We start from the raw sequence: 13,064 nt of genomic DNA, 5'->3' as shown, positions 1-13,064 counted from the left end.
ATTACCTCCGGGGCGGCTGTCGGGGCTGTTCTGCTCCGGGGCGAGGGGGCGGGCGATGGATGTGAAGATTGCGGACTATCCGATCGAGGAGCCGACGGCTCAAACTCGCTCCCGCATGAGCGGCCTCCTTCGAGCAACGCAGGTTCTCGACCATCTTGTGGTCGAGGGGCGGCCGGTTTCGGCCTATGATCTTGCTAAGGCTATCCGCGCGCCGGTCTCCACAATCTACGGTGTCGTCGACGCCCTCGTGCAGGCCGGATTGCTGGAGCGTGACGCCTCGGGCGCGGTGTGGTTCGGCAGCCGGATGTTCCATTACGGCTTGGCCTATGGCCGCAACGTTGACCTATTGCGTGAGGCCCGCATCGAGATGCGGCGGCTTGCCGAGGAACTCGGCGAGACGGTGCAGATCTGTGGTCGGCACGAAGGCTTCGTGGTGATCCTCGATATGGCGGAAGCGTCGCGCAACCTGCGCGTTTCCAACCGAATCGGCGCGCGCGTGCCGATAAATTGGAGCGTCTCGGGCCGATTCTTCCTCACCCATCTTGCGCATGCCGCGCGGCTTCAGGTCTTCCGCGAAAGCGCCGCGCCCTCGGCGACTGGCGAGGCGCCGCTCGATCCGGAGGAATTTGCGGTTCTGGTCGAGGAGGCGCGCCGCGCCGGCTATGCGAGCCAGCACAGCGGCACAGATGCCGGCATCGCCTGCATTGCGGCGCCGGTGAACAATGCCGCCGGCCAATGCGAGATGACGATCAGCATCGTGATGCCGGAGACGCGGATCGGCGAGGCGCTCGCCACCTATGCCGACGCGGTGCGCGAAGCGGCCGCCCGGGTCGAGACTCGCGTGGGCTGGCGCCCTTTTTCCCCTATGAGCGAGGCCGACCGCGGCCTGGCGGCGGTCTCCGCCCTGACCGCGGCCGAGCGGCCCGCTCTGTACGAGGCAGTGGCTTAGGACCAAAGCGAGCGGGCGGCCTCAGCGCCCGGTTGCGGCGGCGGGCTATCGCCCCTATAACGCGCGCCGTCGCCGCGCGGGAGAGGTGCCAGAGTGGTCGATCGGGGCGGTCTCGAAAACCGTTGTGCGTGCAAGCGTACCGTGGGTTCGAATCCCACCCTCTCCGCCAAGACGATGACGATAAGTAGCTGATTTAGCGCAACCGTGGGCATCCTCAGTCGAGGACAAGCCTTGACACAAATGCTCCGGCCGTACTCGAACGATGCTGCTAACGAGGTGGTTTCTCAAGAAGCTCGGCAAGCCGCCTCAAGTGAGAGGCCAGTTCGTAGGCTCGATGCGTACCCAGTGTCAGGTAGAGGGGCGAAGCACTCGCATCTATGGGCCAGAGCGTCAGGACGAGGTTTTGCTGTCCCGACACGAATGAGTAGTGTGTGGCTTCTTTCACTGGCGCAAGCCTCCCGACGGTCGCCCGCTGACCGCAAACTAGAGACGACGGGCCTGTAGCTACTGCGCGCGTCCTGTCTAATCGGATGCGGAACCACCGGTCACCACGCGAAGATGTGACCATGTGGCGTGTGGCGATCCGCAGACGGCTGGCTGAGCAAGCGCCACGTGCGTAATCGTAACGGCGAAAGACATTGGCGAAAAGCGGTCGCTTAAACGCGAAAGCGGCGGGGTGGACCGCCGCTGCAGCCGCGCTGCTCGCGATCGCGGCGATGCTGACAGCCTATTGCTGTGGATTTTGAGGTAACAACACGCGCTACTGGTCTTCGGCGCGAAATGGCTCCTCCGCACTATCCTTGGAGTGTCACCCAAACGTCGGCGACGCCGACTACCACCAACAACAAAGTCACGGCGCAGGTGACCGACACGGCGAAGCGCCACCAAACGGGCTGTAGAGGTGCGACGGGTTTTTTCATGGGGTGCGGGGAATAGCAGGCGGTGCCGTCACAGTGGAAGGCCCTTGGCGCTAACAACTGCGCGAGCATGTTCAGGCATCACGAGCTGGCTTTTTCTACCGACAGTCTCACCGCATCTGCTGCGCCAAGGCGTTGCGGAGCGGGTAGGAGGAAATGACGATGACGCCGCTGAAGGGCGTCTCCATTTCGGACATGAGATAAGTCGCGCCTGACAACGAGAGTATCGAGAGGGCCATCACCAAGACCACGGTTGCGTTGCGCGGCGAGTAAAGGCCGATTGTCGCGAAGATGACCATTAGCCAGGCAACCACGACAAAAAAGAAGGGCCGAAGCACGCTCCCGGAACTATCGTCGATGAAGATCCACCGCGCCTGGATCACCGCGTCGTATTGCGCCAATACCTCTGAGAGGTAGGAGCGGTGCGCGTCATCCGTGGGCTTCAGGGCACGAAGATCGGTCTCGACCTGATCGAGCAACTTTCCCGATCGCGCACCCTCGATCCGAATATTGGGATCGGCCCCTGTCGGCCACAAGTCGTGAATTGCGCTGACGGTATATTGCCGCAGTGCCAAGCGCGCCGGCTGGGCGTCCGAGCCGTAGTGACTGATCGAACGATCGAGAACGATGATGCTTGTGGCGAATTGCCTGAGGTCGCGATCCGTCGTGTCGAAGGACCCTTTGACCGAGCTCACCATCAGACTGAGGATGAGCACCGTCATGGTGACGACGATGCCGATCCCGAGCTTCACGACGTCCTTCGACCTCTCGTCGAGATGCGTTGATGGCCAATAGCGGCTCGCGAATAAGCCGACGAGCAAGGCGCCAAAAACGCACACGAATATTATGAGAGTCGTCGCGAGCGAATCTTCCATCATCTCCCCTTCGCAAAACGACCGCCGCGCTGCCGACTCGGCTGATCACGCGGGCGGTCCCGAAAATCGCTGGCGCGGATGAGCGTCGCACGGCGAGCTCCAGCATCAAACCGGACCCGGCGACTTGCGCCACTGAGGGCGGCACCGAAGGCGTAGATGAGGCTGAAGCCCAATCCCAAAAGGCTGTTGGCAATTCGAACGAATCGCGCCTCTGGCGACCGCTATGCCAAGCTCCGCCCATGAGCCAAAAACGGACAGCTCACGCGCCTCAACCGCCGCTCCTGCTCGCCTCCATCGTGCGGGTTGAGGGGGAACTGGCCTGTGCCGAGGGCGATGATCTCGACAAAAACCCCTACCGGGCCGACAGCGATTTGCACGAGCAGTGGCGGATCGGGTGGCTGACCATCTGGGCCAGACCAACGGACGCGCCCTGACAGATGGCATCTCCGAACGAATTTATTCCCGGCGGAGGTGTTGTATTGCCGTAGCCGGCCACGGTGATCGCGGCCGAGTGGGCTTAGCAGAGTGGTCTTGCAGTGGTTTTCCCAACCAAAGGTATCGGTTCGATTCCGGTAGCCCGCTAAACCCGCCGCACCGTCACATAGCGGCGGTTTGGACGGCGATCGGAACCCCTGCCAAGAAGCTTTCCGGATAGGCGAGTTCGCGCTGCAGCGTCTACCAGGGGTTCCCCGCTCTAATTGTTAGCCAGCCCGCTCACCCGTTTACTTACGCAAACGCTGATGCCGCAGAGACACGACGGCCGGAGATTGTTAGTCGTTTAACAAATCCGGAAATCGGTTGAGCTAGTTGGGGATCCCATTCAACGCGGCATCCAGAGTGCCAAAGACTATAGATCCCGTCACGTCGCCTCTGTTGTACATGTTCATTCCGATGGTCCTAAGCTCGTGCCCAATCCGGTTCTGCGTCACAGGGGGTCCGAAAATGTGTCGGCCAAGAACACCGAGGTTACGTCCGGTAAGGCCGTTGTGGAGGGCAGTAACCGTCTGTACATCCCCCGGCGTTACCTCGCTGTTAACCTTTCGCGCGAGCGCCCTGAGGGCTGGGGAGGGCGGAGGCAAGCGTTGTGGCGGCTGGCTATGCCGGGGGCCAAAGGCCGATATATTGGCGGCCGGTGGCTGACGCGGTTTGAAAACTTGAGCTTCGCCGCCACGCGCCGCTTGCGCGTCGTGCGTCGCCGTTGTGCTTGTCGGTGGAATACGCATTTTTAAACCTTCGCTCGATTGAACCCGCAGCCAGCCGCACCAGAAACGGCCCGCTGCGCAACCAGCGATAAGGCAAAATGTTAAAAAACGTCTTACTTACAAAACGTTATCGATGTGCAATATCTTGGCGTCGCGGCATAACTCTGCTGGGATTTCATAGTTACTCAGAAACGATTGTCCGAAAATCGGAGGAATGGGATGCCCGGAGGCTTCTTGCCGCCGATCGTGACACAATCGAGGCGCGGGTCGCCGGCTGCCTGGATCAGCCATGACAGGTACAAAAGGACCATTCCCGGGACATAAAGCTTGACTTATGTCTTGCGTAGAGGGGCACGGAGCGAGAACACTTGGAGCGTGGGCCGCAAGTTCAGTCGAGGCTAGCGGGCCGCCAACCCAGGAAGGTCCCACCGGAACAGTATTCGATGGCTACCGTCCGCTCCGGACGGCGGGCAACTTATTGGAACACGAACCCCGCAATGATGTACAACGCATACCATATCGGAGCCGTTACAACCGCTGCAAATTTCGCAAAATGCCGCAGCGTGAAGAGGTCTCCGCCCTTGGTCATCTCACCCTTGCTTGGCTCGACCCCGGTCGTCACCGGATCGGGATCGACCGCACTTCGCGCCGCGGGCGGCGGTTTCGGTAGCCCATAGTCGATTGGGCCGGGATGAGACCCGGCGTGTGGTGGTGACTTTCGAGGCATGTTTCGCCAACCCGGCGCTCGATATGGCGACTAATTTCGTTGTATTGTCGATTTTATGTCTCGCTCGAAATTTGGCTCGCGCGCGTTCGGCAGTGGGGCGAGCGAGGCGGCTGGACGACTGTCGATTCTCAGGGTCATAAGCCTGTTCCTATGCTGATCGGGTGAGCTTGCGGTAGAGGCGTTGACCGCGGTCCCGATGCGTTAGCTTATCTAACGGCTCGCCCGTTAAAAACTCCTTGCGAGCCGCTGACTGCCCCAGTGGTGCAGCGCAGCATCTAGACGGTGGACGCGGGGGTGAATCGGCCTCTACACTTCCCGCATGGCTGCCATTCCGCCCCTCAGTGACACTCTACCCGCCCGGCTGACGCTGCGGGGCATTTCCAAGACCTATGGCAGCAACCGCGCCAATGACGGCATCGATCTCACGGTGGGAGCCGGTGAAATCCACGCACTCCTCGGCGAAAACGGCGCCGGCAAAAGCACGCTGGTCAAGATCATCTATGGCGTGACCCAGCCGGATGCGGGCGCGATCACCTGGGATGGCCAGCCGGTGCAGATCAACACGCCCCATGCCGCCCGCGCGCTTGGCATCGGCATGGTGTTCCAGCATTTCTCGCTGTTCGAGTCGCTGACGGTCGCCGAGAATATTGCGCTCGGACTGGATCATCCGCCGCCGATGGCGGAACTCGCCGCCCGCATCGGCGAAATGTCCGCGCGCTACGGCCTTGCCGTCACAGCAGGCCGCCACGTGCATCACCTTTCAGTCGGCGAGCGCCAGCGGGTCGAGATCCTGCGCTGCCTGCTGCAATCGCCGAGGCTGCTCATCCTCGACGAGCCTACCGCCGTGCTGACGCCGCAGGAGGCGGATAACCTGGCCGCCATGCTGCGGCTCCTCGCGGCCGAGGGATGCTCGATTCTTTATATCTCTCACAAGCTTGAGGAGGTGACGGCGCTCTGCGAAGCGGCGACCGTGCTGCGCGCCGGCCGCGGCGTGGGAACCGCCGACCCGCGCCAGGTCTCCGGCCAAGCACTCGCCGAGATGATGGTGGGCAGCGCGCTGCCCGAGGTGGCGCGGCCGACGGCGGCGGAGCTGGGGCCGGTTTGCCTCGAACTCGCGGGCCTCTCGCTCGAACCGGACTCGCCTTTCGGCACGGCGCTGCGCGACATCTCCTTCCGGCTGCGAGAAGGTGAGATCCTCGGCATCGCCGGGGTTGCGGGAAACGGCCAGACGGAGTTGCTGGCGGCGCTATCCGGCGAGCGCCTCGTGGCTCAGCCGGAAATTGTGCATATCGCGGGCAAAGCAGCAGGCAATCTCGGCCCCACGGCGCGGCGGCGGCTTGGTCTCGCCTTCATCCCGGAGGAACGGATCGGGCGGGGCGCTGTCGGGCCCATGACACTCGCCGAGAACCTGCTGCTCTCCGGCGAGTCTCCGCTCGTGATCCATCGCGGCCGGCTGCTGAAGCGTGCGCTGGCCGTGATTAAGCGCTTCGGCGTGCGCGCTTCTGGTGCCGCCGCGGCCGCATCATCGCTGTCGGGCGGCAATCTCCAGAAATACATCGTCGGCCGGGAAATCGCCGACCGGCCGCGCGTGCTGCTGGCGGCGCATCCCACCTGGGGCGTCGATATCGGAGCGGCTCTCGCGATCCGCAAAGCAATACTGGCGCTCGCCGCCAAGGGTACCGGCGTATTGATCGTGTCCGAGGATCTCTCGGAACTGTTCGAGATCACGCATCGCATTGCGGTGCTCTCGGAAGGGCGGCTGTTTCCCCCGATGGCGACGGCCAATGCCAGTATCGAGACGGTGGGCCAGCAAATGGGCGGACTGCACGGCGCGGAAAAGCTGGAGGCCGATCTTGTTCCGGCTTGAGGCGCGGCAAAGCCCGTCTCGCGCGATGTTCTGGCTTTCGCCGCTCGTCGCGGTCGTGCTGTCGTTGGTGGCGAGCGCCATCATCTTCGCGCTGCTCGGTAAGCCGCCGGTCGCCGCCTTGCGGATCATGGTGGTGGATCCGCTGGTCGGGCTGAACAACCTCGCGGAACTCGCGCTGAAGGCGACGCCGCTTTTGCTTTGCGCAATCGGCATCGCCATCGGCTGCCGCGCGAATGTCTGGAACATCGGGGCCGAGGGGCAACTCACCCTTGGCGGTATTTGCGGGAGCTGGGTGGCGCTGAATTTCGGCGGCGCGGGGCATGTCTGGGCTTTGCCGCTCATGCTGCTGGCTGGGATCGCGGGCGGTGTTTTGTGGGCGGCTATTCCGGCGTTCCTGCGCACCCGGTTCAACGCGCACGAGATCCTGACGACGCTCATGCTGACCTATGTCGCGCTGCATCTGCTCGGCTATCTGGTGCGCGGACCATGGCGCGATCCGGCGGGCTTCAACTTCCCGCAGAGCAAGACCTTCGCCGATGATGTCTCGATGCCGATCATCCTGCCCACGACGCGGCTGCATCTCGGCGCGCTGGTGGCGCTGCTGGTGGTGCCCGCCGCCGCCTTCCTGATGCGACGAACCTTCGCGGGCTATCGCATCCGGGTGGTCGGGCTGGCGCCGGGCGCCGCGCGTTACGCCGGTTTCAGCCAGAAGCGCGTGGTGTGGCTTTGCCTGCTGCTCAGCGGCGGCCTCGCCGGTTTCGCCGGGATCTGTGAGGTGGCGGGGCCGCTCGGCCAATTGCAGCCAACAATTTCGCCGGGCTACGGCTTCGCGGCGATCATCGTCGCTTATCTCGGGCGGCTGGACCCCTGGGGCATCCTGGCGGCGAGCCTGCTCATGGCACTGATTTATATCGGCGGCGATGCGCTGCAGGTGTCGCTGCAGATGCCGACAGCGATGAGCGGCGTGATACAGGGTCTTGTTCTGTTTTTCCTACTGGGCATGGATCTGTTCATCGGCTTCCAGTTCCGTTTTGGGCGCCGCAGCCCCAAGCCTGTGGGGCAACTCGCCGATGCATGATCTGGTGCTGATTGTCGCGATCCTCGTCGCGACGCTGCGGGCGGCGACGCCGCTGATCCTGGCGGGGCTCGGCGAATTGGTGACCGAGAAAAGCGGCGTGCTCAACCTCGGCGTCGAGGGCACGATGCTGATGGGGGCGGCGGCAGGCTTCATCGGCACGGTCACCACGCATAGCCTGATCGCGGGCTTCATCCTCGCCATCATCGTCGGTGTTCTGATGTCGATGATCTTCGCCGTGCTGACGCAGACATTTCTCGCCAACCAGACCGCGAGCGGCCTGGCGCTGACCATCTTCGGCGCCGGGCTCAGCACGCTGATCGGCAATCCGTTCGAGAGCCGCACGCTTGGCGGTTTCCAGAACGCCTTGATCCCCGGCCTCTCGACCTTTTCGCCGCTATGGCAGCAGGTGTTGCAGATCGACCCGCTGGTGATCCTGGCGCTGCTGCTGGCCTTCGGCGTGCATCTGTTCCTGTCGCGCAGCCGCAAGGGTCTCATCCTGCGGGCGGTCGGCGAGAATCCGGAGGTCGCGCATGCGCTCGGCCATCCGGTGATCCGGCTGCGCTACGCGGCGCTCGCTTTCGGTGGCGGGATGAGCGGGCTGGCCGGGGCTTATCTCAGCTTGGTCTATACGCCGCTGTGGAACGAGGGAATGACGGCGGGGCGGGGCTGGATCGCACTGGCATTGGTGACATTCTCGACCTGGAAGCCGGGTTGGCTGGTCGCGGGCGCGCTGCTGTTCGGCTTCGTCACCATCGCGCAGTTCCAGGCTGAAGCCTTCGGCATCGACGTGCCGAGCGATATTCTGGCGATGCTGCCCTATCTCTCGACAATCCTGGTCTTGGTGCTGATCTCCCGCGATGCTACGCGGCTCAAGCTCAACGCGCCCGGCGCGCTTGGCCGGAGCTTCCACGCGACGGCATGAGGTTTGCAAGGGCGTCGGGAACGAAACCGCCAGTGAGGAAATGCCCATGACCCCATCCCGCCGCGAAGTACTGCTGACCGGCCTCGGCGGTATTGCCGGCGCCGCCACTGGCGCGCTCGGCCTGCGCTCCGCCCGCGCGGCCGATCCCTTCGGCGTCGGCTTCGTCTATGTCGGCCCGATCAGCAATGCCGGCTGGACCTACCAGCACAACCTGGGTCGCCTCGCGGTGGAGAAGGCTTTCGGCAGCCGTGTGAAAACCAACTATGTCGAGAGCGTGCCGGAAGGTGCTGACGCCGAGCGTGTCATCCGCCAGCTCAGCGCGACCAATGGCCTGATCTTCACGACGTCCTTCGGCTATATGGAGCCGACGCTGAAGGTCGCGCGGCAGTTTCCGAACATCCGCTACGAGCACTGCACCGGCTATAAGATGGCGAAGAATGTCGGCATCTATAATGCGCGCTTCTATGAGGGCCGCTACATCGCCGGCGTCGTCTCGGGCGCCATGAGCAAGACCGGCGTGCTAGGACATGTCGCGCCCTTCCCCATTCCCGAAGTGGCACAGGGCATCAACGCGCTGATACTTGGCGCTCGGTCGGTCAACCCGAAGATCAAGATCAAGCTGGTCTGGACCTCTTCCTGGTTCGATCCGGGCAAAGAGAAAGAGGCGGCGGATGCGCTGATCGGCCAGGGCTGCGATGTGCTCTCCAACCACACCGATTCCACGGCGGTCGTGCAGGCGGCGGAGGAAAAGGGCGTGTGGTGCACCGGCTATGATTCGGACATGTCGCAATTCGCGCCGAAGATGTGCCTGACCTCGGTTACTGAGGATTGGAGCGACTACTACGTCAAGCGGGTGCAGGCCGCGATGGATGGCAGCTGGACACCGGACAATGTCTGGGGCGGCTTCAAGAGCGGCATGATCAAGATGACGCCCTATAACAAGGCGGTGCCGGAGCATGCGGTGAACGATGCAGAGGCGAAGATCGCGGCGATCGCGCAGGGCAGTTTCTCGCCCTTCCAGGGTCCGATCAACGACCAGTTCGGCGCCCAGAAGGTGGCGAGCGGCGCCAAGCTGACCGACGACCAGATCCTCAGCATGAACTGGCTCGCGGAGGGTGTGGAAGGCAAGCTTGGCTGACGCACGGCCACAGTCTGGACATCCGGAACGGCGGGCGGCGGGATGACGATCGCCGAGACGCCCAGCGAGGACGCGGCCCTCGTCATGTTCTCCGGGGGGCAGGATTCGACGACCTGCCTCGCCTGGGCGCTCGATCGCTATCGGCAGGTCGAGACCGTGGGTTTCAACTACGGCCAGCGGCATGCGGTCGAGCTCGAATGCCGAGCGCCGGTTCGCGAGGCGATCGGAACAATCGGTGACTGGGGCAGTCGCCTCGGCTCGGACCATCTCGTCGATCTGAGGGGCGCGCTGGCGGGTGTGGGCGCAACCGCCATGACGGCCGCCGTCGCGATCGAGGCGACGGCGCAGAACCTGCCGAATACCTTCGTCCCTGGCAGGAACTTGATGTTCTTGACGGCCGCGGCGGGCATCGCCTGGAGGCGAGGTATCAAGCGCATCATCGGCGGGATGTGCGAGACGGATTACTCGGGCTATCCCGACTGCCGGGACGATACGATCAAGGCCATGCAGGTCGCGCTGAATCTCGGCATGCAGACGCGCTTCGTCGTCGAGATGCCTCTCATGTGGATCGACAAGGCGGCGACTTGGGCGATGGCGCAAAGCCTGGGCGGGCAAGCCCTGATCGAGGTCGTCTCGGAACTTACCCATAGCTGCTACCTGGGAGACCGGCGTCATCGCCACGACTGGGGCTATGGTTGCGGCAACTGCCCGGCCTGCGATCTTCGCGCCTCCGGCTGGATGCGCTGGAGAAGCCAGACCTCCCCAGCACATCATGCGGAATCCGCGACTCGCGGGTGACCTCGCTCGTCGTTACTCCGCCGGTTCCGCGACATGAAGCGAATGACCGCCCTGGCGGAACTGCTCGCTCTTCTCTTCCAGCCCCGCGAGCCGCTCGGCATCCGCGCGCAGATCCTGCGAGATGCGCATGGAGCAGAATTTCGGCCCGCACATCGAACAGAAATGCGCGGTCTTGTGCGCCTCCTTCGGTAGCGTCTCGTCGTGGAAAGCGCGCGCCGTATCGGGATCGAGCGAGAGGTTGAACTGATCGGCCCAGCGGAAGGAGAAGCGGGCGCGACTGACCGCGTCATCACGCAGCCGCGCCGCCGGATGGCCTTTCGCGAGATCCGCCGCATGCGCGGCGATACGATAGGTGATGACGCCGGTCTTGACGTCATCGCGATCCGGCAGACCGAGATGCTCCTTCGGCGTCACATAGCAGAGCATCGCGGTGCCGAACCAACCGATCATCGCGGCACCGATCGCCGACGTGATGTGATCGTAGCCCGGAGCGATATCGGTGGTCAGTGGGCCGAGCGTGTAGAACGGTGCTTCGCCACATTCGCGGAGCTGTTTCTCGACATTCACCTTGATCTTGTGCAGCGGCACATGGCCGGGGCCTTCGATCATCACCTGACAGCCGCGCGCCCAGGCGATCTTGGTGAGTTCTCCCAAAGTCTCCAACTCTGCGAATTGCGCCGCGTCATTGGCATCCGCGATCGAGCCCGGCCGCAAACCGTCTCCCAAGGAAAAGGAAACGTCGTAGCGCCGCATGATGTCGCAGATCTCGGCGAAATGCTCGTAGAGGAAACTCTCGCGATGATGGGAGAGGCACCAGCGCGCCATGATCGACCCGCCGCGCGAGACGATTCCGGTCACGCGCTTCGCCGTCAGCGGTACGTGATGCAGGCGCACGCCGGCATGGATGGTGAAATAGTCAACACCCTGTTCCGCCTGTTCGATGAGCGTGTCGCGGAAGATGTCCCAATTCAGCTTCTCGGGCTCGCCGCCGACCTTTTCCAAAGCCTGGTAGATCGGCACGGTGCCGATCGGCACAGGAGCGTTGCGCAGGATCCAACTGCGGATGTTGTGGATGTTGCGCCCGGTCGAGAGATCCATGACCGTGTCGGCGCCCCAGCGGATCGCCCAGACCAGCTTCTCCACCTCCTCCGCCACCGCGGAGGTGACGGCGGAATTGCCGATATTGGCATTGACCTTCACGAGGAAGTTGCGGCCGATCACCATCGGCTCGAGTTCCGGATGGTTGATATTGGCGGGGATGATCGCGCGGCCGGCAGCGATTTCCGCGCGCACGAAATCTGGCGTGATGAAGGCGGGGATGCTGGCGCCGAAATCCTCGCCATCCGCGCGACGGTCCTCGGCGCCGTCCGCGATGCGCGCGCGGCCGAGATTTTCGCGATGCGCGACGTAGCGCATTTCTTCCGTGATGATGCCGTCCCTGGCGAATTCGTACTGCGTGACGCGCTGGCCGTCGCGGCCTTCGCGGAGAGTCTGGGTCGCGGGACAGGGTGGCACGAGGCGATCCGCGGAGACGAAGCCGTTGTCGTCCGGACGAACCGCGCGCGGGGTGGCTTGCGCGAAGCTCCGCGCGGCGATCCAGCCCGCGCGCAGGGGCGGCAATCCCCGCGCGAGGTCGATGGGGGCGGATGGATCGGTGTAGGGTCCCGAGGTGTCGTAGACGCGGACAGGCTCTTCTCGTGCGGAAGGATCGAGCGGGATTTCCCGGAACGGGACGCGGAGGGTCGGGAAATCCTCAGGCGCAGAATAGGTTTTGCGCGAGCCGAAGATCGGGCCGGTTGTGACAGTCTGGGGGGAAGATAGCGGATGGTCCAATAGACATCTCCTCAACGCGGGAGGAGATGGATGGGAGAGACGGATTGGCGGCTGTCTATCCCACCAGTCCCTCCGCCGGCATGACCCGGATCAGGTTCCCCGGACAGCACCTGCGAAGAGGTCTGTTGCCGGCAGGGTCTCCGCGCTGCGGGAGCCTTTCGGCGCCACGCTATCGGTGTCTCAGCCCCTTGTCGGGGCACCCCTTGGTGGCGGGAACCTGCCCGAGGCTGGGGTGGGATGTCAATCTGAGGTTTTGGTAAAACTTTCGCGCGGCGGCGCGACATTGCGGATCGAAAGCCATCGCCGGACGAGGTTGGCGTCGTTCAACTTCTCAGTTTGGGCGACGGCCTGGTTAGCGGAGCAGCAGTATGAGCGCGGGTTGGATTGCGTGACGAGAGCTAGGATCGAAACTGAATTCACCGCTCCTCGCGTCACGATAGCGGCTAGCCTACTTTCATATTATCGATAGCCATTTTCGTTTTGGCTTTGGCGTTGGCTATCCTTTGCTCTTGATGCTGCCGATGCCTCGTGGCCCAAGTCGAACGATTGGGTGCGTCAACGTCGGGTAATGCATTTTTCGCCAACAAAGCAACGAAAGTTGCGGCGACACCCTAGGCGACCTTCTTCCGAGTGAGCAAGGAATGGCCGGTTGGCGAGGGAGCCGACCGGTTGAGCTTGCTGCGGTCAAGACGTTTGTTGAAATCATCCGCAGGGTCAACGCCACTCGCGGACGGTTGCCTAATCGCATCGCTGACAGG

General features: G+C 63.4%; 9 protein-coding genes, 2 tRNA genes and 1 riboswitch. Of the genes, 9 read left to right on the top strand and 2 right to left on the bottom strand.

The window, feature by feature from the left end; genetic code table 11:
* The first annotated feature begins 55 nt into the window (after positions 1-55).
* The gene (locus tag GSQ92_RS23410) at positions 56-949 is read left to right on the top strand and encodes an IclR family transcriptional regulator (RefSeq protein ID WP_158806065.1); all 894 of its coding nucleotides are present in this window, start codon (positions 56-58) and stop codon (positions 947-949) included.
* 79 nt (positions 950-1,028) lie between these two features.
* Positions 1,029-1,118: transfer RNA gene (locus GSQ92_RS23405), tRNA-Ser, on the top strand.
* Positions 1,119-1,976: 858 nt separating this feature from the next.
* On the opposite strand, the gene GSQ92_RS23400 is transcribed toward GSQ92_RS23405, so the two are convergent.
* Entirely contained in the window at positions 1,977-2,744 is a 768-nt protein-coding gene (locus GSQ92_RS23400) for a hypothetical protein (protein ID WP_159014112.1), read from the bottom strand.
* A gap of 236 nt (positions 2,745-2,980) precedes the next feature.
* On the opposite strand from GSQ92_RS23400, the gene GSQ92_RS23395 reads away from it, so the two are divergent.
* The 7 genes from GSQ92_RS23395 (at position 2,981) to queC (ending at position 10,473) form a co-directional block, all read left to right on the top strand.
* Complete coding sequence (locus GSQ92_RS23395) at positions 2,981-3,175, top strand: hypothetical protein (RefSeq protein ID WP_158806063.1); 195 nt, start codon at positions 2,981-2,983, stop codon at positions 3,173-3,175.
* 77 nt (positions 3,176-3,252) lie between these two features.
* Positions 3,253-3,323, top strand: a tRNA-Gly gene (locus GSQ92_RS23390).
* Between the two features lie 1,666 nt (positions 3,324-4,989).
* A complete protein-coding gene (locus GSQ92_RS23385) occupies positions 4,990-6,537 on the top strand; it encodes an ABC transporter ATP-binding protein (protein WP_158806062.1) in 1,548 nt (515 codons plus the stop codon).
* Positions 6,524-7,615: an ABC transporter permease gene (locus GSQ92_RS23380; protein ID WP_254065946.1), complete on the top strand. Its 1,092-nt coding sequence runs from the start codon at positions 6,524-6,526 to the stop codon at positions 7,613-7,615. The genes GSQ92_RS23385 and GSQ92_RS23380 overlap by 14 nt, the downstream gene beginning before the upstream one ends.
* Positions 7,608-8,537, top strand: a complete 930-nt coding sequence (locus tag GSQ92_RS23375; RefSeq protein WP_158806060.1) for an ABC transporter permease — start codon at positions 7,608-7,610, stop codon at positions 8,535-8,537. Before GSQ92_RS23380 ends, GSQ92_RS23375 begins: the two co-directional genes overlap by 8 nt.
* Positions 8,538-8,583: 46 nt before the next feature.
* Positions 8,584-9,675: a BMP family ABC transporter substrate-binding protein gene (locus GSQ92_RS23370; RefSeq protein ID WP_159014111.1), complete on the top strand. Its 1,092-nt coding sequence runs from the start codon at positions 8,584-8,586 to the stop codon at positions 9,673-9,675.
* A gap of 42 nt (positions 9,676-9,717) precedes the next feature.
* Positions 9,718-10,473 (top strand): 7-cyano-7-deazaguanine synthase QueC, encoded by a 756-nt coding sequence (gene queC, locus GSQ92_RS23365; RefSeq protein WP_158806058.1) that lies wholly within the window; start codon positions 9,718-9,720, stop codon positions 10,471-10,473.
* A 12-nt stretch (positions 10,474-10,485) separates the two neighbouring features.
* Here queC and thiC read toward each other — a convergent pair whose 3' ends face one another.
* The gene (gene thiC, locus GSQ92_RS23360; protein ID WP_158806057.1) at positions 10,486-12,306 is read right to left on the bottom strand and encodes a phosphomethylpyrimidine synthase ThiC; all 1,821 of its coding nucleotides are present in this window, start codon (positions 12,304-12,306) and stop codon (positions 10,486-10,488) included.
* Between the two features lie 49 nt (positions 12,307-12,355).
* Positions 12,356-12,520, bottom strand: a riboswitch (TPP riboswitch).
* Positions 12,521-13,064: the final 544 nt, after the last annotated feature.

The organism is Acidisoma sp. S159, from assembly GCF_009766125.1.
Taxonomy (GTDB): domain Bacteria; phylum Pseudomonadota; class Alphaproteobacteria; order Acetobacterales; family Acetobacteraceae; genus Acidisoma.
This window is presented reverse-complemented; position numbering and strand designations above follow the sequence as displayed.

Bases quoted from the DNA above. Each gene is read 5' to 3' on its own strand.
- GSQ92_RS23410 (WP_158806065.1), top strand. From the start codon at position 56: ATGGATGTGAAGATTGCGGACTATCCGATCGAGGAGCCGACGGCTCAA.
- GSQ92_RS23385 (WP_158806062.1), top strand. From the start codon at position 4,990: ATGGCTGCCATTCCGCCCCTCAGTGACACTCTACCCGCCCGGCTGACG.
- GSQ92_RS23375 (WP_158806060.1), top strand. From the start codon at position 7,608: ATGCATGATCTGGTGCTGATTGTCGCGATCCTCGTCGCGACGCTGCGG.
- GSQ92_RS23395 (WP_158806063.1), top strand. From the start codon at position 2,981: ATGAGCCAAAAACGGACAGCTCACGCGCCTCAACCGCCGCTCCTGCTC.
- queC (WP_158806058.1), top strand. From the start codon at position 9,718: ATGACGATCGCCGAGACGCCCAGCGAGGACGCGGCCCTCGTCATGTTC.
- GSQ92_RS23400 (WP_159014112.1), bottom strand. From the start codon at position 2,744: ATGATGGAAGATTCGCTCGCGACGACTCTCATAATATTCGTGTGCGTT.
- GSQ92_RS23370 (WP_159014111.1), top strand. From the start codon at position 8,584: ATGACCCCATCCCGCCGCGAAGTACTGCTGACCGGCCTCGGCGGTATT.